Consider the following 20,197-nt stretch of genomic DNA (forward strand, 5'->3'; position numbering starts at 1 on the left):
GGATGCGGGTGCGACGGGGCTTCGGGGGCGCCGTGCGAAGGGGGGCTCATGAGCGAGGAAGACGTGCGGACACTCGACCTGTTGCGCACCCTGGACCGCCTGCCGGGGCCGGACCACCTGGAGTTCCCCAAAGGGTTCGACCACGAGCGGGCCGCGTCACGGGCGGCGCGGCTGGGGGAGCGGCTGAGCGAGGTCTTCGACGGCCCCTGCTCCGTGGACAGAACGCAGGACGCCAGCTGTTACTTCACGGTGGATGTCCCGCCGCGACTGACGGAGGCCCAGGAGTGGATCGGGGTGCGGTTGAGCAACTACGGCGATCTGGCGGTGGTGACGGCACCGGAACTCGCCGTAGAGGACCGGCGACGCGTCGAGGCCGAGCTGTCCGGAGCGGGGTACGTGCTGGTGCCCGAGCGGCTGCTGAGGCGCCCGTACGACGGTGTCACCTGGCTCAATGACGAGGTGCCCGGCCCCAACTACGGTCTGGGCAGGGCCACTTGGTGGACCAGGTTCTTCGACTACCTCTGAGCGTCTCGGCACAGAAAACACCGCCGCCCGGCCGATGGGCCGGGCGGCGGTGTGAAGCGGTGGTGTCTGGCGTGCTCAGGCGGCCGGGGCCGGGTACGTGGGGTACTCGACGCCCGAGACGTGCTGGACGACCCGGATGACCTGGCACGAGTAGCCGAACTCGTTGTCGTACCAGAGGTAGAGGATCGCGTTGTCGCCGTCGACCTTCGTGGCACCGGCGTCCACGATGGAGGAGTGGCGCGAGCCGACGAAGTCCATGGAGACCGCGTCGGGGGCGGTGGTGAAGTCGATCTGGCGCTTCAGCGGCGAGTTCAGCGAGACGTCGCGGAGGTACTCGAGGACCTCTTCGCGGTTGGTCTCGCGGCCCAGGCGGAGGCTGAGGATCGCGATGGACACGTCCGGCACGGGCACGCGGATCGAGGAGCCGGTGATCGGCGCCTTCAGGTCCGGCAGGGCCTTCGCGACGGCGGAGGCGGCACCCGTCTCCGTGATGACCATGTTCAGCGGCGCGGAGCGGCCACGGCGGTCGGCCTTGTGGTAATTGTCAAGCAGGTTCTGGTCGTTGGTGAACGAGTGCACCGTCTCGACGTGACCGCGCAGAACGCCGTACTCGTCGTCCATCGCCTTCAGCGGCGGCACGATCGCGTTCGTCGTGCAGGACGCGCAGGACAGGATCTGCTCGTCCGGCTTGATCATGTCGTGGTTGACGCCGTGCACGATGTTCGGGACATCGCCCTTGCCCGGCGCGGTGAGGACGACCTTCTCGACACCGGGGCGCAGGTGCTTGGAGAGGCCCTCGCGGTCCCGCCACTTGCCGGTGTTGTCGATGAGGATGGCGTCCTTGATGCCGTACGCCGTGTAGTCGACCTCGGACGGGTCGTTGGCGTAGATCACCTTGATCTCGTTGCCGTTGGCGACGATCGTGCTGTTCGCCTCGTCGACGGTGATCGTGCCCTGGAACTGGCCGTGGATCGAGTCGCGGCGCAGCAGCGAGGCGCGCTTCACGATGTCCTCGGCGCCACCGCCGCGGACCACGATCGCGCGCAGCCGCAGGCCGTTGCCGGAGCCCGCCTTCTCGATGAGCAGCCGGGCGACCAGGCGGCCGATACGGCCGAAGCCGTACAGGACGACGTCCCGGCCGTCGCGACGCTCGATCTTGTTCGCACCGGTCGCGCCGGCGACGGCGCCGGCGGTGAACTCGGCGACCGACAGGCCGCGGTCGTCAGCGCGGTACGCCTCGGCGAGGAGGCCGATGTCGACCTGCGAGGGGCCCAGGTCGAGAGTGGTGAGGGCCTGCAGGAACGGCAGCGTCTCGGTGATCGAGAGCTCCTCACCCGCGATCTGCCGGGCGAACCGGTGGGTCTTCAGAATGCTGACCACCGACTTGTTCACCAAGGAGCGGCTGTGCAGCAGGACGGTGACGTCCCGCTCGCGGTGCAGCTTCCCGATGATCGGGATCATCGACTCCGCGATCTCCTCGCGGTTCTTCCAGTTGGTGAACGAGTCCTCGTTGACAGTCACGTTTTTATCTTTCGAGCTAGGCGGTGCTCATATGCTAACCCTCCCGCATCCGGCTCCCGCGTGGGGGATCTGTGTCCGGATTCACAGGTGTTTGCCCTACTCGAAGAGTGCCGTGTCACCCGCACCCCGGCGGACGATCTCGGCGCCGCCCTCGGAGAAGTCGATCACCGTGGTCGGCTCGGTCCCGCAGTCGCCGGAGTCGACCACCGCGTCCACCACGTGGTCGAGGCGCTCCTTGATCTCCCAGCCCTGCGTCAGCGGCTCCTCCTCGTCGGGGAGCAGCAGTGTGCTGGAGAGCAGCGGCTCGCCCAGCTCCGAGAGCAGCGCCTGTGTGACGACGTGGTCGGGGATGCGCACGCCCACCGTCTTCTTCTTCGGGTGCATGAGCTGGCGCGGCACCTCCTTCGTCGCGGGCAGGATGAAGGTGTAACTGCCGGGCGTGGCCGCCTTGATCGCGCGGAACACGTCGTTGTCGAGATGGACGAACTGCCCCAGCTGCGCGAAGTTCTCGCAGACCAGGGTGAAGTGGTGCCGCTCGTCGAGCTGCCGGATCGAGCGGATACGGGAGATGCCCTCACGGTTGCCGAGCTGGCAGCCGAGGGCGTAGCAGGAGTCCGTCGGATAGGCGACGAGAGCGCCGGAGCGGATGCTGTCGGCCACGTTGGTGATGCTGCGCCGCTGCGGATTGTCGGGGTGCACGTCGAAGTACTTCGCCATTGGCCGAGCGTATGTGATCGGACCCCTCCGGGGCGGGCGCACCCCATCGGTGCACCCCTATGTGGTGATGGCCCCGAGCAGCGTGCGGGCGCACAGTGCGCGGACCTCGTCGCGGTCCACGTCCGGTTCGTCCAGCCAGTCGAGGCAGACCGCGACCATGAACGCCAGCCAGCCGCGTACCGCGAGCCGCAGTGCCGGGCCGTCCGCGGTCAGCCGGGGGAGCGCCGGGTCCTCGGTGCCTTTCCCTGTCCCCGCGCCCGTCCCTGTCCCCGCGCCCGTCCCTGTCCCCGCGCCCGTCCCCGTCCCCGCGCCCGCGGTGAGCGCCGCGAGGATCTGCTGTTCCTGTGCGGCCAGGCACGACCGGTACACCTCGCGCACCGCCGGATCGCCCGCCGCCTGCGCTCGGTGGAAGGCGCGGAAGCCCTCCGCGTGCTGCTCGGCATAGGCGAGGAACAGGTCGATGCCCGCGTCGATCTGGGCCCGCAGCGGCTGCCCCGGCACGGCCGCGGTGAGCCGCAGCATGCGCTCGCTCTCGTGCCGTACGACGGCGGCGAAGAACTCCCGCTTGGTCGGGAAGTAGTGGTAAAGCAGCCCCCGCGAGACCCCCGCGATCTCGGCGACCTGCTCGATCCACACGTCGTCATACGCACTCTGCGCGAAGAGGCGGGAGCCCACCGAGAGCAGTTGGTCCCGGCGCTCCTCGGTGGTCAGCCGGCGGCGGGGGCGTGCGCTGCGGTTCGCTGCCATGGCGAGCACCGTACTCGACGGTCAAGGCGGTCGGGAGCGGGCCGCCGGGACCGGAGAAATACCTGCTCCGAGCCGTGTCCTTGACGCCGATTCGTGGCCGCCGTCACACTGTCGGCGTCTATTGAACTGAGATGCAATAGCGCAACCCGCAGGAGCGGCAGGGGAGTTGGGGCAGATGGCGCAGACGACCGAGGGAGCCGCGGCGGAGCGTGCGGAGCGGCCGGGGAGCGCGCCGCTGCCCAAGGGCTTCCGCAGCGCGCAGGCGGGCTGGCCCGAGCTGCGCCGCATCCCGCACCCGCCGGGCCGCGTCCCGCTGCTCGGCGACGTGTTCGGGGCGAACGTCAGCACCCCCGTACAGGACTCGATGCGGTTCGCCCGCAGCCTCGGCCCGATCTTCCGGCGCAAGGCCTTCACCAAGGAGATCGTCTTCGTGGCCGGGGCCCGGCTCGGCGCCGACATGGCGGACGAGTCCCGGTTCGCCAAGCATGTCGGCCTCGGGGTGGCCAACCTGCGGCCGGTGGCCGGGGACGGCCTGTTCACCGCGTACAACCACGAGCCCAACTGGCAGCTGGCGCACGACATTCTGGCGCCCGGCTTCAACCGGGACGCGATGGCCGGGTACCACCGGCTGATGCTCGACGTGGCCGCGCGCCTCACCGAGCGCTGGGACGAGCGGGAGCGCGCCGGGGTCGCGGTGGACGTGCCCGGCGACATGACGAAGCTGACCCTGGAGACCATCGCGCGCACCGGGTTCGGGCACGACTTCGGGTCCTTCGAGCGGGAGCGTCCGCATCCGTTCGTGACCGCGATGGTCGGCACTCTCGCCTTCGCCCAGCGCCGCAACGTGGTGCCGGGCGCGCTCGCCCCGCTGCTCCTGCGCGAGGCGTCCCGGCGCAACGACGCCGACATGGCGTACCTCAACCGCACCGTCGACGAGGTCGTCGCCGCCCGCCGGGCGGAGAGCGGCGGCGGTGAGCTGAACGACCTGCTCGACCGGATGCTGGAGGTCGCCCACCCGGAGACCGGCGAGCGGCTCACCGCCGAGAACATCCGCCGCCAGGTCATCACCTTCCTCGTCGCCGGACACGAGACGACCTCCGGCGCCCTCTCCTTCGCCCTGCACTACCTCGCCCGCCACCCCGACGTGCTCGCCCGCGCGCAGGACGAGGTCGACCGGGTGTGGGCGGGCAAGGACGAACCGGCGTACGAGGACGTGGCCAAGCTCCGCTATCTGCGCCGGGTCCTCGACGAGTCGCTGCGCCTGTGGCCGACCGCGCCCGCCTTCGCCCGCGAGGCCCGGCAGGACACCGAGCTCGGCGGCGAGCACCCGATGCGGCGCGGCGCCTGGGCGCTGGTCCTGACGATGATGCTGCACCGCGACCCGGAGGCCTGGGGCCCGGACCCGGAGGCCTTCGACCCGGACCGCTTCGACCCCAAGGCGGTACGGTCCCGGCCCGCGCACGTCTTCAAGCCCTTCGGCACCGGGGCGCGGGCCTGCATCGGGCGGCAGTTCGCGCTGCACGAGGCGACGCTCGTGCTCGGCCTGCTGCTGCGCCGCTACGACCTGCACGGCGACCCCGAGTACCGGCTGCGGGTCGCCGAGCGGCTCACCCTCATGCCCGAGGGCCTGACCCTGAACCTGAGCCGGCGCGCGACACTGGATGTGTGAAGGGCGCGACCACCACTGCCCGCACCCGGCCCGCCACCCCCGGCGGTGCTCGTCCGTCCGGGACGGGCCGGGTGTTCGGGCTGCCCCGCAAGCGTGTGACCTGCGCCGCACCACCCCCGCACGGGATAGGGCACCCGGAGCGGATGATCAAGACCGCACCGGCGAGGGCAAGGTCACAGCGGTTGCCTCTGCTGCTCGTCAGTGAACGTGTCCTAACATCCGAGCCATGACGGTCCTGCCTGACGACGGGCTTTCGCTGGCCGCCGAGTTCCCTGATGCGACCCACGAGCAGTGGCAGGCCCTGGTATCGGGCGTACTGCGCAAGTCGGGCAAGGAGTTCTCGGGCACGGCGGCCGAAGACGCCCTCTCCACCGCACTAGAGGACGGGCTCAGCACCCGCCCCCTTTACACCTCCCACGACACCGCACCCGGCACCGGCCACCCCGGCTTCGCCCCGTTCCTCAGGGGTGGCAAGCCGCAGGGCGGTGCCGCCGCCGGCTGGGACGTACGGCAGCGGCATGCCGACGCCGACCCGGCGCGCTCCAACGCGGCGATCCTCGCCGACCTGGAGAACGGCACCACCTCGCTGTGGCTCGCCGTGGGCCCCGACGCGCTCCCGGTCTCCGGGCTCGCCCGCGCGCTCGACGGTGTCTACCTCGACCTGGCGCCCCTCGCCCTCGACGCGGGCAGCGCGTACCCGGAAGCCGGACGGGAGTTGCTGCGCCTGTACGCCGAGCGCGGCGTGACCCCGCAGCAGGCGAGCGGCACCCTCGGCGCCGACCCGCTCGGCCACGAGGCGCGCACCGGCGAGGAGTTGGACGCGGCGCCCGCCGCCGAACTCGCCGAGCGCTGCGCCCGCGACTGGCCCGGCATCCGTGCCCTCGCCGTGGACGCCCTGCCGTACCACGAGGCCGGTGCCTCCGCCGCCGAGGAGCTCGGCTGCTCGCTCGCCACCGGTCTCGCCTACCTGCGGCAGCTCACCGCCGCCGGGCTCGGCCTCCAACAGGCCCTCGGCCAGCTGGAGTTCAGTTACGCGGCCACCGCCGACCAGTTCCTCACCATCGCCAAGCTCCGTGCCGCGCGCCGCCTCTGGTCGCGGATCGCCGAGGTCTGCGGGGCACCCGCCGACGGCGCGCAGCGACAGCACTGTGTGACCTCACCGGTGATGATGACCCGCCGCGACCCGTGGGTGAACATGCTCCGCACCACGGTCGCCACCCTCGCCGCCGGAGTCGGCGGCGCCGACGCGGTGACCGTGCTGCCCTTCGACGCGGAGCTCGGCCTGTCCGACGCGTTCGCCCGCAGGATCGCCCGTAACACCTCGACGATCCTCCTGGAGGAGTCCCACCTCGCCCAGGTCATCGACCCGGCCGGTGGCTCCTGGTACGTGGAGCGGCTCACCGACGAACTCGCCCACGCCGCCTGGGAGTTCTTCCAGGAGATCGAACGCGCCGGTGGCCAGGGCGCCGCCCTGCGCTCCGGTCTCGTCGGCGAGCGGATCGCCGCCACCTGGGCGGCGCGCAGCGCGAAGCTCGCCACCCGCCGCGAACCGATCACCGGCGTCAGCGAGTTCCCGCACCTCGCGGAGAAGCCCGTCGTCCGCGAACCCGCCCCCGCACTCCGCACCGGCGGCCTGCCGAAGGTCCGCCGCGACGAGCAGTACGAGGCGCTGCGCGCCCGCTCGGACGCGCACCTGGCCGCGACCGGCGCCCGCCCCAAGGTGTTCATCGCCGCGCTCGGCCCGGCCTCGCAGCACACCGCGCGTGCCGGTTTCGCGTCCAACCTCTTCCAGGCGGGCGGCATCGAGCCCGTGCACGACCCGGTGACGGTCGACACCGCCACGGCCGCCGCGGCGTTCACCGCGAGCGGCGCCGGTGTCGCCGTCATCTGCTCCAGCGACTCGTACTACGCCGAGCACGCCGAGGAGGTGGCGCAGGCCCTGAAGGGGGCGGGCGCGCTCCAGGTGTTCCTCGCCGTGCGGCCGATGGATTACGCGGGCGTCGACGCTTACGTGTACACCGGCTGCGACGCGGTCGCCGTCCTCACCTCCACCCTCGACCGCATGGGAGTGGCGTGATGCCGAACCAGCAGAGCCCGCAGGGCATGCAGATCCCTGACTTCTCCGAGGTCGGCCTCGGCACCGGCGCCCCGGCGGACGTCTCCGACGACGAGTGGCGCGCCGCCGTCAAGGAGGCCACCGGCAAGTCCGTCGAGGACCTGACCTGGGAGACCCCCGAGGGCATCGCCGTCCAACCCCTGTACACCGGGCGGGACTTGGAGGGCCTGGACTTCCTGGAGACGTACCCGGGTGTGGCCCCGTATCTGCGCGGCCCCTACCCGACGATGTACGTCAACCAGCCCTGGACGATCCGGCAGTACGCCGGGTTCTCCACGGCCGAGGAGTCCAACGCCTTCTACCGGCGCAACCTCGCCGCCGGACAGAAGGGCCTGTCGGTCGCCTTCGACCTGCCCACGCACCGCGGCTACGACAGCGACCACCCGCGCGTCACCGGTGACGTCGGCATGGCAGGCGTCGCCATCGACTCCATCTACGACATGCGGCAACTCTTCGACGGCATCCCGCTGGACAAGATGACCGTGTCGATGACGATGAACGGCGCCGTGCTTCCCGTACTGGCGCTGTACATCGTGGCGGCGGAGGAACAGGGCGTACCGCCCGAGAAGTTGGCCGGGACCATCCAGAACGACATCCTCAAGGAGTTCATGGTCCGCAACACGTACATCTATCCGCCGAAGCCGTCGATGCGGATCATCTCCGACATCTTCGCGTACACCTCGCAGCGGATGCCGCGCTACAACTCCATCTCGATCTCCGGCTACCACATCCAGGAGGCGGGCGCGACGGCCGACCTGGAGCTGGCGTACACCCTCGCCGACGGCGTGGAGTACCTGCGGGCGGGTCAGGAAGCGGGCCTGGACGTCGACGCGTTCGCGCCCCGGCTGTCCTTCTTCTGGGCGATCGGCATGAACTTCTTCATGGAGGTCGCCAAGCTGCGCGCCGCGCGCCTCCTCTGGGCGAAGCTGGTCAAGGAGTTCGAGCCGAAGAACGCCAAGTCCCTTTCCCTGCGCACCCATTCGCAGACCTCGGGCTGGTCGCTCACCGCGCAGGACGTGTTCAACAACGTCACGCGCACCTGCGTCGAGGCGATGGCCGCCACCCAGGGCCACACCCAGTCGCTGCACACCAACGCGTTGGACGAGGCGCTCGCGCTGCCCACCGACTTCTCGGCGCGCATCGCCCGTAACACGCAGCTCCTCATCCAGCAGGAGTCCGGCACCACGCGCACGATCGACCCGTGGGGCGGCAGCGCGTACGTGGAGAAGCTCACGTACGACCTGGCGAACCGCGCCTGGCAGCACATCCAGGAGGTCGAGGCCGCGGGCGGCATGGCGAAGGCCATCGACGCCGGTATCCCCAAGCTCCGCATCGAGGAGGCCGCGGCCCGCACCCAGGCCCGTATCGACTCCGGGCGGCAGCCGGTCATCGGCGTCAACAAGTACCGGGTCGAGACCGACGAGCAGATCGACGTGCTCAAGGTCGACAACTCCTCGGTCCGCGCCCAGCAGATCGAGAAGCTCCGCCGGCTCCGCGAGGAGCGCGACGAGCAGACCTGCCAGGACGCGCTCGCCGCCCTGACCAGCGCAGCCTCCGACGGCACCGGCAACCTCCTGGAGCTCGCCGTCGACGCGGCCCGCGCCATGGCCACCGTCGGTGAGATCTCCGACGCCCTGGAGAAGGTGTACGGGCGGCACGCGGGCCAGATCCGTACGATCTCCGGCGTGTACCGCAACGAAGCAGGGGAGTCGCCGTCCGTGGAGCGCACCCGCACCCTCGTCGACGCCTTCGAGGAGGCCGAGGGGCGCCGCCCGCGCATCCTGGTCGCCAAGATGGGCCAGGACGGGCACGACCGCGGCCAGAAGGTCATCGCCTCGGCCTTCGCCGACCTGGGCTTCGACGTCGACGTCGGCCCGCTGTTCCAGACCCCGGCGGAGGTGGCGCGGCAGGCCGTCGAGGCGGACGCGCACATCGTCGGCGTCTCCTCGCTCGCCGCCGGACACCTCACCCTCGTACCGGCGCTGCGTGAGGAACTGGCCGCGGAGGGGCGCGAGGACATCATGATCGTCGTCGGTGGCGTGATCCCGCCGCAGGACGTGCCCACGCTCCTGGAGATGGGCGCCACCGCGGTCTTCCCGCCCGGCACGGTCATCCCGGACGCGGCGTACGACCTGGTCGGGCAGCTCGCCGAACAGCTCGGGCACGAGCCGGCCGCGGGCCCTGCGTCGGCCGGTGAGCGCTGAGCCCATGCCGAAGCCGATCGACATCGACGCCTACGCGAAGGGCGTCCTCGACGGGAAGCGCGCGTACATCGCGCGCGCCATCACCCTCGTCGAGTCGACCAGGCCCGATCACCGGTCCCAGGCCCAGGAGTTGCTGACGCGACTGCTTCCGCACTCCGGCCGGGCCCGGCGCATCGGCATCAGCGGGGTGCCGGGTGTCGGCAAGTCGACGTTCATCGACGCGCTCGGCACGATGCTCACCGGGCTCGGGTACAAGGTCGCGGTGCTCGCCGTCGACCCGTCCTCGACCCGTACGGGCGGCTCCATCCTGGGCGACAAGACCCGGATGGAGCGCCTGGCCGTCGACTCGCACGCCTTCGTACGGCCCTCGCCGACCGCGGGCACGCTCGGCGGTGTGGCCAAGGCGACGCGCGAGTCGATCGTGGTGATGGAGGCCGCCGGGTACGACGTGGTGCTTGTGGAGACGGTCGGTGTCGGGCAGTCCGAGACGGCCGTCGCCAACATGGTCGACTCCTTCCTGCTGCTCACGCTCGCCCGCACCGGCGACCAGCTCCAGGGCATCAAGAAGGGCGTCCTCGAACTGGCCGACGTGCTCGCCGTGAACAAGGCCGACGGCCCGCACGAACGCGACGCCCGCGCCGCGGCACGTGAACTCGCGGGCGCGCTACGCCTGATGCACCCCGCCGACGCGGCCTGGACCCCACCGGTCCTGAGCTGCAGCGCCCGCGAATCCGCCGGACTCGACACGGTCTGGGAGCGCCTGGAGCAGCACCGCACGCTCCTCGACTCCACGGGCCGCCTCGCCGCGAAACGCCGCGACCAGCAGGTCGACTGGACCTGGACCATGGTCCACGACGAACTCCTGGACCGGCTGCGCGCCGACCCGGACGTCCGGGCACTCACCCCCGACCTGGAACAGCGCGTACGCGCGGGCGAGCTGACGGCGACACTCGCGGCGGACCAGATCCTGCGGGCGTTCCGCGGCTGAGCGCGGCGCCACACTGACACCGGGACACGACCGGCCCTGCCCGGTCCGCGCCCCCAGGGACAGCAACTCTCCCTGGGGGCGCGGCCGGTGGCGGGGGCGCGAGAGTATGGGCTTGATGAACACCCCAAAGCCGCTGGCTGACGAAGCGCGGACTGACGAAGCGCGGGCCGGCGCAGAGCTGACCGCCGAAGAACTGACCGAGATCCAGGAGCGCGCGGACGCGGCGACCCCCGGCCCCTGGTACGTGCGTCACCTCGACGACACGCACGCCATGAACCTCGTGGCCGTCAGCACATCCCCCGACACCGGGCTCGGAGAGCGGCACCCGGGCTTCGATCACCAGGCGATGGTGGCCGCCACCCTCGTACAGGAGCCGCGTTACGTCGACGTGTCGGACGAACTCTGGGACGAGAACGCCCACTTCATCGCTCACGCACGCGAGGACGTTCCCCGGCTCCTCGCCGAGATCCACCGGCTCCGCCGCCTGCTCCAGGCGCACGGGGCGCCCACCCAGTGAGCAACAGTGCTCCCTGCACCCCGTCCTGACAACTCGTCACGTCACGCAAAAATCACGTGACCGTTAGCAAGAAGGAACCAAGAACGATCACCCCACGTCACACTTGCGCCGTATCGTCGCCAAGTGGCGCAGCGCGCTGACCACGCCCTGTCGCCGCACCGTGACACAACCCCCCACAGCACCCCCCACAGGAGCTACCAGTGTTCGGCGCCACACCCCCCACAGGCATACCCGAAATCGCTTCCAACTCCCGCAATTCGTACGGGAGTCGGCCACGCCGTAAGGAACAGGCCGCCCACGCCCCGCTCGGCGCATGACCCCCGCCAGGCGGCGCGGGCGCCGTAACCGCCCGGTGTTCATCGAGCGTTCGGGGCGGCGCAGACGGCTGCTGCGTTCGTTCGCCGCAGTTCTCGGCTGCGCCTGCGCCGGCTATCTGCTGTTCCTCGTCGTCCTCGTCGACGCGCTGCGACAGCCCGCCGGAACAGCGCCCCCGTCGATGGACGTACCGCTCCAGACCACCAACGCCCGGTACGACACCACCGTCCGCGACGAACCGAACCGGCCGGGCAGACCCGACACCACCGCGCCCACTACCCCCACACCCACACCCACCACCGAGCCCGCCGTGCCGCGGGACGGGAGGTGAGCCCCCGGCACGCGCTGCGCCGTACTCCTCGTGGGCACTGGATCCTGCTGTTCCTCGTCCTGCCCGTGGTCACCATCAGCCTGCTTTTCGAGGGCTGGACCACCCACGAGGTCGACGCCGCACGCTCCAAAGAGCCCTGCACACGGCCCGTACCCGCGGCCGCCGACGACGGCGAGCCGGTGCTGCGCATCACCGGCGACCGCATCGAGACCGCGGGCATGCCGCCGCGCACCGCCGCGCTCACCTTCAACGGCGGCCCCGACCCCACCTGGACGCCGCGCCTGCTCGACCTGCTGCGCGCCCACGACGCGCACGCGACGTTCTTCCTGTACGGGGCACGGGCCACCCGGCACCCGGCCCTGGTCCGGCGGATCAGAGCCGAGGGGCACGAGATCGGCTCGTACACCTACACCGGCGGCGACCTCGGCACCGCGTCCACGATCCGGTCGAGGATGGAGCTGGCGCTGACGCAGACCGCGCTCGCCGGGACCGCCGGGGTCAACACCCGGCTGCTCCGGCTGCCGCACACCCTCGCCGCCGACACCCTGTGCGGCGCCGAGTGGCAGGCCGCCCAACGCGCCGCCGGGCAGGGCTACTTGCTGGTCGCCGCCGACCACAAGTCCCGCCGTCCCTCCCAGGGCGTGATCAGGCAGTACAGCAACACCGACCTCGGCTACCGGGAGGCGCGGGCGCTGCTCGGCAACCGGCGCGTGGACAAGTTCACCACCGTCACCGCCGGGCTCGGCCGGCCCACGCTCACCACAACGGTCCCCGTCGCCGAACGCCTCAAGGGCGAGGGCCTGTTGTGGGCGCAGACTCTCGGGCACGCCTTCACCCGCGCCATGGCCTGGGTGCTCGCCGTCGCCGGTGCGCTCGGCGTGCTGCGGCTGCTGCTGCTCGTCGTGTTCGCCCGCGCGCACGTACGCCGCGTCGACCGGCACCGGCCCGGCGCGCCCCGGCTGCGTGAGGTGCTCGATCCGGTGACCGTCCTCGTACCCGCGCACAACGAGGAGGCGGGTATCGGCGCGACCGTGCGTTCGCTGCTCGCCTCGCTCTACCCCCGTCTGGAGATCGTCGTCATCGACGACGGCTCCACCGACCGCACCCCGGAGATCGTCGAGACCTTCCTCGACGACCCACGGGTACGCCTGATCCGCAGACCCAACGGCGGCAAACCGGCCGCCCTCAACACCGGCCTCGGGCACGCCCGGCACGACATCGTGGTGATGGTCGACGCGGACACCGTCTTCGAACCCGACGCGCTGTACCGCCTCGTCCAGCCCCTCGCACACCCCGCCGTCGGCGCCGTCAGCGGCAACACCAAGGTCGGCAACCGCCGTCGCCTGCTCGGCCGTTGGCAGCATCTGGAGTACGTCATCGGCTTCAACCTCGACCGCCGGATGTTCGAGGTCCTGGAGTGCATGCCCACCGTGCCCGGCGCCATCGGCGCGTTCCGCAGGGACGCGCTGATGGGCGTCGGCGGCGTCAGCGAGGACACCCTCGCCGAGGACACCGACCTGACGATGGCCCTGTGGCGGGCCGGCTGGCGCGTGGTGTACGAGGAATCGGCCCTCGCCTGGACCGAAGTACCCAGCACCATCAGCCAGTTGTGGCGCCAGCGCTACCGCTGGTGCTACGGCACCCTGCAGTCCATGTGGAAGCACCGCAGGTCCCTCTTCGAGATGGGCCCCGCAGGCCGCTTCGGCCGCCGCGGCCTCACCTACCTCACCCTCTTCCAGGTGGTGCTGCCGCTGTTCGCCCCGGTCGTCGACGTGTTCGCGCTCTACGGCCTCTGCTTCCGCGACCCCACCCAGGCCATCCTCGTCTGGCTGGGCTTCCTCGCCGTACAGCTGATCACCGCCGGGTACGCGCTACGGCTCGACGGGGAGCGGCTGCGTGAACTGTGGGCGCTGCCCCTGCAGTTGTTCGTCTACCGGCAGTTGCTCTACCTGGTGGTCATCCAGTCGGTGATCACCGCCCTGCTCGGCACCCGCCTGAAGTGGCACCGCATGCTGCGCTCCGGCACCAGCGACCAGCACCTCCAGGAGGAGGCGTCCGGCCGCGGGTCCCTGACCAGGACCCACTGACAGTACGAGACAGTACGAGGGGGAACACACCCATGCACCAGCCGTACGACCCCGCGGCGCGCGTCCCGTCCCACCCGCGCGAACGCCGCGATGCCGGACCCGTGGTGTCCCTCGACGGGCCGCTCTGGCGGGACGACCCGGGCGCACCGCTGCGGCCACCGCCACGCCGCGCCGACGCCCGCCCGCGCCGCCGCCGGCGCAGCCGCCCGCTGCGCCGGCTCGTCCTGCTGCTCCTCGCGGCGGTCCTGGCCACGCCGTTCGGCACGTACGCCTGGGCCGAGACCCGGCTGAACCGGGACGTCGACCTGGGCACGTACGGCCACCGGCCGCCGCCCGGCAAGGGCACCACGTATCTGATCGTCGGCTCCGACAGCCGGGCCGGACTGACCGCGGCGGAGCAGAAGGACCTGCACACCGGGGCGGTGTCGGGGCGGCGCACCGACTCGATGATCCTGCTGCACACCGGCGCGTCCGGCACCACCATGGTGAGCCTGCCGCGTGACTCGTGGGTCACGGTGCCCTCGTATCTGCGCACCTCCACAGGCAAGCGCACCGAGCCGGCCAAGACCAAGCTGAACGCGACCTTCGCCCGTGGCGGGCCCGAACTCCTCGCGCGGACCGTCGAGTTCAACACCGGGGTGCGGATCGACCACTACGCGGAGATCGGCTTCGCCGGGTTCGTGAAGATCGTCGACGCGGTCGGGGGCGTACGGATGTGCCTGCCGCGCGCCATCCGGGACGAGAAGTCGGGCGCCGACCTGCGCAAGGGCTGCCAGAGCCTGGACGGCGGTGAGTCGCTCGCGTTCGTGCGGCAGCGGCACCAGGAGGCCGACGGCGACCTGGGCCGCACCCTCAACCAGCAGAAGTTCCTCTCGGCCCTCGCGCACCGGGCCGCCACCGCGGACACGGTGCTCGACCCGACCGTGCTCTACCCGGCGCTCGGGGCGGGCCTCGACACCCTGGTCGTCGACGAGGACATGGACCTGCCCCGACTCGCCTCCATGGTGCGGGCGGTGCAGGGCGTCACGGACGGCCGCGGCCACCGCGTCAACGTACCGGTGGCGGCCGTCGGCATCCCCACCCCGCAGGGCAGCGCGATCCGTTGGGACGAGAAGGCCGCGCGCGACCTCTTCGACCGGCTGCGCGAGGACCGGCCGGTGCGGGAGCCGGGGCGGGGCGGCCGGTGAAGTCAGGCCGGCGACATGGCTCAGGCGGTCGTCTTCCGCCAAGGGGGCCCTCAAGTGAACCTTCGTACGTGAAGGCCGGGGGCCGGGGAGCCCCCTGAGCAGGCCCCTGAGCAGACCCCCTACGCCGACGCGATCCGCGAGAAGCGCCCCGCGATGTGCAGGTCCGCCTCGATCCGGGCGGCCGTGGCGCGCAGTCGGGGCAGTACCTCCGTGCGGCACTCGGCGGGGGTGCGGCGGCTGCTGTGCATGGCGACGTTCACCGCGGCCACCGCGCGCCCCGCCGCGTCCCGTACGGGTACGGCGAGGGAGCGCAGCCCCTCCTCCAACTCCTCGTCGACCAGGGCGTGTTCGTCGTCGCGCGCCCGGTCGAGGAGCGCGTCGAGCGCGGGCCGCCCGGTGACGGTGCGCGGGGTCAGGGCGCGCGGCGCGGTGCCGTCGAGCAGCGCGTCGCGTTCCCCGGCGGGCAGGTCGGCGAGGAGGACCCGGCCCATGGACGTGGCGTACGCGGGCAGCCGGGTGCCGATGGTGATGTGCACGCTCATGATCCGGCTGGTGGCGACCCGCGCCGTGTACCGGATGGCGTCCCCGTCGAGCACCGCGAGCGACGCCGAGTCGTGCACGCTCCGTACAAGGGCTGCCAGATGGGGCGCCGCGATGTCGGGCAGCGTCGTCCGGGACAGCGGGGCGTGCCCGAGGTCGAGGACGCGCGGGGTGAGCCGGAAGGCCCGCTCGTCCCGCCGCACCAGACCCAGGTGCTCGAAGGTCAGCAGGGCCCGCCGGGCCGTCGCGCGGGCCAGGCCGGTGGCCTCGGCGACGGCGGTGAGGCCGAGCGCGTCGCGGCCCTCGTCGAAGGCGGTCAGTACGGTCAGGCCGCGCGCGAGGGACTCCACGAACCCGGCGCCCAACTCCTGCTTGGAGGCGCCGGTCCAGGCGGCGAGCGCCCGCGGCCGGGGGAGCGGCGCGACGGGCTCGCGCAGCAGCGACTCCATCGCGGTCACCGCGCGCCGGGCGCCCGGCAGCAGAGTGCGGCGCAGGGACGCGGCGCTGTGCCGGCTGGTGTGGCTCACCACGCTCAGGGCACACACGGTCCGCCCTTGCCCGTCACGTACCGGGAGCGCCACCGCGACCAGGCCGGGCTCGATCAGCTGGTCGTCGACGGACACACCGGTCTTCCGGGCCGCGGCCGCGCGCTCCTCGAACTCCTTTGCGCCGGTGGCGAGTTCGGTGGCGAGTTCGGTTGGGAGTTCGGCGGCCGGGCCGACCGCGTCCGGCTCGCGGCGCTCGGGTACGGCGGGGAAGTCCCGGTCGAGCGGGTCGGCCTCGCGTCGCTTCCGCCAGAGCGCCCACTGCTCGTCGGTCCAGTCGGCGGCGAACAGCGGGCCGGGCGCGGTGCGTTCGGCGGGCAGCAGGTCGCCGATGCGGAACGAGAGCGACATGGCGCGGCGCCGGGTGGACTGGTGCACGAAGCGGATGCCGTCGCCGTCCGGCACCGCGAGGGACACCGACTCGTCCAGCTCGTCGGCGAGCCGCTCGGCGAGCGGGCCCAGCGGCCCCGGTACGTGCAGGGCGCCGAGACAGGCGTTGCCCAGCTCCATCAGGCGGGGCGCGAGCGTGGCGATGTGGTCGTCGAGGCGTACGTACCCCATGCGGGCCAGGGTGGCGGTGATCCGGTCGACGGTGGAGCGCGCAAGGCCCGTCGTGCGCACCAGCTCGCCGACGGGGCACCGGCCGCCCGCCGCGCCGAGCGCCCGCAGCACGGCGACGCCGCGCAGCAGCGGGCCCACGGCCTCGGGCGGCGGCTCGGCCGCGTCGGCGCGGGCGGAGCGGGCGGAGTGGGCGGCGCTGGGGGTTCGGACGGCCATCGGCATCTCCGCTGCGGTGCTAGGGGGCCTGGGAGGACCTGGGGGGCGTACGCGCGGCGCCGACAGCAGGGCGTTGACATCGGGTCCCGGCGCACGCAAACTCAGGGCGCTTCAAAAATGAACGGTAGTTCACTGGGCGAACTCACCCTAGCAGTGCGGCGCCCCGTACCGAGGAGGACCCTGATGCAGCCGGACCCGCACCCGCACCCGCACCCGCACCCGCGCCCGGTCCCGGCCGCTGCCCCGCACTCGCGGCCCGAGCGCACCAGCGTCGCCATCGTCGGCGCGGGACCGGCGGGCCTGCTGCTCGCCCGGCTCCTCGACCGGGCCGGGGTCGACACCGTCGTCCTGGAGAGCCGCGACCGCGCGTACGTCGAGCAGCGCCAGCGCGCGGGCATCCTGGAGCAGGCCACCGTCGACGCCCTGCGCGCCGCGGGCGCCGGCGACCGGATGGACCGCGAGGGCCTCCCGCACGACGGCATCGAGCTGCGCTTCGACCGCCGCGCGCACCGCGTCGACTTCCCCGCCCTGACCGGCGGCCGGGGCGTGATGGTGTACGCGCAGACCGAGGTCGTCAAGGACCTCATAGCGCTCCGCCTCGCCGACGGCGGACCGCTGCTGTTCGACGCCGAGGTGCGCGCGGTCACCGGCGCCGACACCGACCGCCCGGTGGTGCACTACTGCCACGAGGGCCGCGAACGCACCCTCCACTGCGACTACGTCGTCGGCTGCGACGGCTTCCACGGCGTCGTCAGGAACGCCGTCCCGGACGCGGTACGCACCACGTACGAGCGCGTCTACCCGTACTCCTGGCTGGGCATCCTCGCCGAAGCGCCGCCCGTGTACGACGAGTTGATCTACGCGCACTCCGCACGCGGCTTCGCCCTCGCCAGCATGCGCTCGCCGAGCGTCAGCCGCCTCTACCTCCAGGTGCCCAACGGCACCGACCCCGCCGACTGGCCGGACGACCGGATCTGGGACGAACTCGACGCCCGCTTCGCCGTCGACGCGGAGCCCGCCTTGAAGCTGGAGCGCGGCCCCGTCACCGCCAAGTCGGTGCTCCCGATGCGCAGCCACGTCACCGAGCCGATGCGGTACGGGCGCGTGCTGCTCGCGGGCGACGCCGCGCACATCGTGCCGCCCACCGGGGCCAAGGGCCTCAACCTCGCGGCGGCCGACGTGATCGTGCTCGCCCGCGCCCTGACCGCGTGGCACGCCACCGGCTCGACCGCCGGGCTCGACACGTACTCCGACACGTGCCTGCGCCGGGTCTGGCGGGCCGAGCACTTCTCGTACTTCATGACGACGACCCTGCACACCGACCCGGCGCAGTCCCCGTTCGACACCCGGCTCCAGCTCGCGCAACTGGACCGGGTCGCGCACTCACCGCACGCGGCGGCCGAACTCGCCGAGAACTACACGGGGTTGCCGATCCCGGACTGAGCCGGAGCGGGCGCGCGCCGACGCCCGGCGCGCCCCGCGAGCGGTACGAGGGAGATCGCCGCGGCGCCGAGCAGACCGGCGAGCGCGAACGCGGTGAAGCCCCAACTCTCGTTGCCGTTCGCGGCGAGCGCGCCGCCGAGCCACGGCCCGAGCACGGCACCGGTACGCCCGACACCGGTCACCCAGCCGAGGCCCGCGGCGCGCTCGCCGCCCCCGTACACCGAGTCGGTGGCCGCGTACACCATCACCTGCGCACTGAACAGCCACACCCCGGTGAGCGCCACCACGGCGTACGTCACGCCGAGCGGCAGGTGCTCGCGGAGCAGCAGCGCGCCCGCCGCCGTGAGGACGAACCAGACCGCGGACACCCGCACCGCGCCGAACCGGTCGGCGGTACGGCCCGCGATCAGCATGCCCACGATGCCGCCCGCGTTGATGACGAGCAGGAAGCTCACCGAGGACGTGAGGCCGTAGCCGGAGGCCCGCATCAGCTGCGGCAGCCAGGTGGAGACGCCGTATACGAGCAGCAGTCCGCAGAACGAGGCGAGCCAGAGCAGCGGCGTCGCCCACCGGGTGCCGGGCGCGAACAGGGCGCGTACGGCGGCCAGTCGGCCCTTCGCGCCGCCCGCGGGCGCCTCGACCAGGGCCGGTTCCGGCAGCCCGTACCGCGCCGCCACACCCCGCGCCCGCTCCCGCTCGCCGCGCGCGAGCAGCACACCCGGCGACTCGGGCAGCAGCTTGAACAGCAACGGCACCGCGATCAGGGCCGGCGCCACCCCCGCCCAGAACACCCAGCGCCAGCCCACCGAGGGCGCGACGGTCAGGCCGAGCGCCGTGGCCGCCATGCCGCCCGCGTGGTACGAGGTCATCAGGATCCCGGTGGTGAGCGCGGCCCGCCGTGGCGGCGCGAACTCGAGCACCATCGCCAGACAGAGCGGCATCAGCCCACCGAGCCCGAGTCCCGCCAGGAACCGCCCGCCACCGAACGCCCCGGGCGACGCGGCGAGCGCGCACACGGCACTGCCGAGCGAGAACAGCACCACACTCGCCACCAGCATCGGCCTGCGCCCCAGCCAGTCGGTGAGGTTCCCGGCGAGCAGCGCCCCGATGAGCATGCCGAACGTGGTCCAGCTCCCGATCGTGCCCGCCGATGACGGCGTGAGCCCGAGCCCCGGATCGTCGAGCATGTGCGGCATGACGGCGCCGTAGATGTTCACGTCCATGCCGTCGAAGAACACGGCGAGCCAGCACAGCGCGAGCACGGGCAGCACCGTACGGAAGCTGTGCGCACGCGCACGGGAGGAAGTCATGGCAGTCCCAATCCCTGGGAGAGAGCGGTGTGTTCGCCTGGCGAACTTCGCTTCACTTTTGTGGGCCGGATGAGTGTCGGGGTGGTGGGGGTGGGTGTCAATGCGTGCGGCGACGCGGTTCGGTACCCAGGGCAGAGTGGTGCTGATGATCCGTGAACCCTGTCCGCAAGTGCCGTGTGACATGCGAGACTTCGACGTATGGGGGACGACCTGAGACTCACTTTCGACGACGGTTCCGTGGTGCGCCTCGAACTGGCCGATGCGCCTGGAGCCGCCGGGCCCGCATCCGAAACCGCATCCGCTGCAACTTCCGAACCCGCCGACGCGCACGACGAGTTGGAGCTCCCCGAGGGCTTCGGGGCGGCGCGGCCTGTGAGCGTGGACGGGCGGGCCGCGCGGGCGCTGTCGCGCGGCGGTGAGGCGCTCGCCGACGCCCTGCGCCCCCTGGGCGGCGTCCTCGGCGGTATCCACCAGAGCTTCGCCGAGTCCCCGCACCGCCCGGACGAGGTGACGGTCGAGTTCGGCGTGACCCTGGGCAGCGACCTCAGCCTCGGCGTCTTCTCGGGCAAGGGCGAAGCGAGCTTCACGGTCTCCGCCACCTGGAACCTCGCCGACCCCACGGGCGATCCCACGGACGACCCCGCCCAGGCGCCTGCCC

Annotated in this window: 16 protein-coding genes; 11 read left to right on the forward strand and 5 right to left on the reverse strand. The window is 72.1% G+C overall.

Translation table 11 applies throughout. The features are described from left to right. Window positions 1-48 precede the first annotated feature (48 nt). A complete protein-coding gene (locus GUY60_RS16195; RefSeq protein ID WP_161698376.1) occupies window positions 49-525 on the forward strand; it encodes a hypothetical protein in 477 nt (158 codons plus the stop codon). 75 nt (window positions 526-600) lie between these two features. Here the strand turns inward: GUY60_RS16195 and GUY60_RS16200 are convergent, their stop codons facing one another. The 3 genes from GUY60_RS16200 to GUY60_RS16210 form a co-directional block, all read right to left on the reverse strand. Further along, window positions 601-2,046, reverse strand: a complete 1,446-nt coding sequence (locus GUY60_RS16200) for a glyceraldehyde-3-phosphate dehydrogenase (RefSeq protein ID WP_161698378.1) — start codon at window positions 2,044-2,046, stop codon at window positions 601-603. 96 nt (window positions 2,047-2,142) lie between these two features. Continuing rightward, the gene (locus GUY60_RS16205; RefSeq protein WP_161698380.1) at window positions 2,143-2,763 is read right to left on the reverse strand and encodes an L-threonylcarbamoyladenylate synthase; all 621 of its coding nucleotides are present in this window, start codon (window positions 2,761-2,763) and stop codon (window positions 2,143-2,145) included. A 57-nt stretch (window positions 2,764-2,820) separates the two neighbouring features. Beyond that, window positions 2,821-3,510: a TetR/AcrR family transcriptional regulator gene (locus tag GUY60_RS16210; RefSeq protein ID WP_161698382.1), complete on the reverse strand. Its 690-nt coding sequence runs from the start codon at window positions 3,508-3,510 to the stop codon at window positions 2,821-2,823. A 175-nt stretch (window positions 3,511-3,685) separates the two neighbouring features. Here GUY60_RS16210 and GUY60_RS16215 point away from each other — a divergent pair, with 175 nt between their 5' ends. The 8 genes from GUY60_RS16215 to GUY60_RS16250 all read left to right on the forward strand — a co-directional run bounded on the left by GUY60_RS16215 (window position 3,686) and on the right by GUY60_RS16250 (window position 14,924). Continuing rightward, window positions 3,686-5,179 (forward strand): cytochrome P450, encoded by a 1,494-nt coding sequence (locus tag GUY60_RS16215; RefSeq protein ID WP_161698384.1) that lies wholly within the window; start codon window positions 3,686-3,688, stop codon window positions 5,177-5,179. Between the two features lie 226 nt (window positions 5,180-5,405). Beyond that, complete coding sequence (locus GUY60_RS16220; RefSeq protein ID WP_161698386.1) at window positions 5,406-7,256, forward strand: methylmalonyl-CoA mutase family protein; 1,851 nt, start codon at window positions 5,406-5,408, stop codon at window positions 7,254-7,256. Between the two features lie 26 nt (window positions 7,257-7,282). Continuing rightward, on the forward strand, window positions 7,283-9,499 hold the full coding sequence (gene scpA, locus GUY60_RS16225; RefSeq protein ID WP_161698404.1) for a methylmalonyl-CoA mutase: 2,217 nt from the start codon (window positions 7,283-7,285) through the stop codon (window positions 9,497-9,499). A 4-nt stretch (window positions 9,500-9,503) separates the two neighbouring features. Continuing rightward, window positions 9,504-10,487, forward strand: coding sequence for a methylmalonyl Co-A mutase-associated GTPase MeaB (gene meaB, locus GUY60_RS16230; RefSeq protein ID WP_161698388.1), 984 nt, complete (start codon window positions 9,504-9,506; stop codon window positions 10,485-10,487). A 115-nt stretch (window positions 10,488-10,602) separates the two neighbouring features. Next, window positions 10,603-11,004 carry a hypothetical protein gene (locus tag GUY60_RS16235; protein ID WP_246235090.1) on the forward strand — a complete coding sequence of 134 codons (402 nt, stop codon included), beginning with the start codon at window positions 10,603-10,605 and terminating at the stop codon, window positions 11,002-11,004. A 313-nt stretch (window positions 11,005-11,317) separates the two neighbouring features. Next, window positions 11,318-11,650 (forward strand): hypothetical protein, encoded by a 333-nt coding sequence (locus GUY60_RS16240; RefSeq protein ID WP_161698390.1) that lies wholly within the window; start codon window positions 11,318-11,320, stop codon window positions 11,648-11,650. Continuing rightward, a complete protein-coding gene (locus GUY60_RS16245) occupies window positions 11,647-13,737 on the forward strand; it encodes a bifunctional polysaccharide deacetylase/glycosyltransferase family 2 protein (protein WP_161698392.1) in 2,091 nt (696 codons plus the stop codon). Before GUY60_RS16240 ends, GUY60_RS16245 begins: the two co-directional genes overlap by 4 nt. A 32-nt stretch (window positions 13,738-13,769) precedes the next feature. After that, on the forward strand, window positions 13,770-14,924 hold the full coding sequence (locus GUY60_RS16250) for an LCP family protein (protein ID WP_161698394.1): 1,155 nt from the start codon (window positions 13,770-13,772) through the stop codon (window positions 14,922-14,924). 119 nt (window positions 14,925-15,043) lie between these two features. Here GUY60_RS16250 and GUY60_RS16255 read toward each other — a convergent pair whose 3' ends face one another. Next, entirely contained in the window at window positions 15,044-16,786 is a 1,743-nt protein-coding gene (locus tag GUY60_RS16255) for an IclR family transcriptional regulator domain-containing protein (RefSeq protein WP_161698396.1), read from the reverse strand. 183 nt (window positions 16,787-16,969) lie between these two features. Between GUY60_RS16255 and GUY60_RS16260 the strand changes: the two genes are divergently transcribed. Further along, window positions 16,970-18,229 (forward strand): 4-hydroxybenzoate 3-monooxygenase, encoded by a 1,260-nt coding sequence (locus GUY60_RS16260; protein WP_161698398.1) that lies wholly within the window; start codon window positions 16,970-16,972, stop codon window positions 18,227-18,229. Here the strand turns inward: GUY60_RS16260 and GUY60_RS16265 are convergent. Then, complete coding sequence (locus GUY60_RS16265; RefSeq protein WP_161698400.1) at window positions 18,202-19,539, reverse strand: MFS transporter; 1,338 nt, start codon at window positions 19,537-19,539, stop codon at window positions 18,202-18,204. The two genes, GUY60_RS16260 and GUY60_RS16265, sit on opposite strands and share 28 nt — an antisense overlap. A 198-nt stretch (window positions 19,540-19,737) precedes the next feature. Between GUY60_RS16265 and GUY60_RS16270 the strand changes: the two genes are divergently transcribed. After that, the coding region (locus tag GUY60_RS16270; RefSeq protein ID WP_161698402.1) for a CU044_2847 family protein at window positions 19,738-20,197 on the forward strand (460 nt) is incomplete at its 3' end.

Origin of the sequence: Streptomyces boluensis (assembly GCF_009908195.1) — a bacterium.
In the GTDB taxonomy this organism is placed as follows: domain Bacteria; phylum Actinomycetota; class Actinomycetes; order Streptomycetales; family Streptomycetaceae; genus Streptomyces; species Streptomyces boluensis.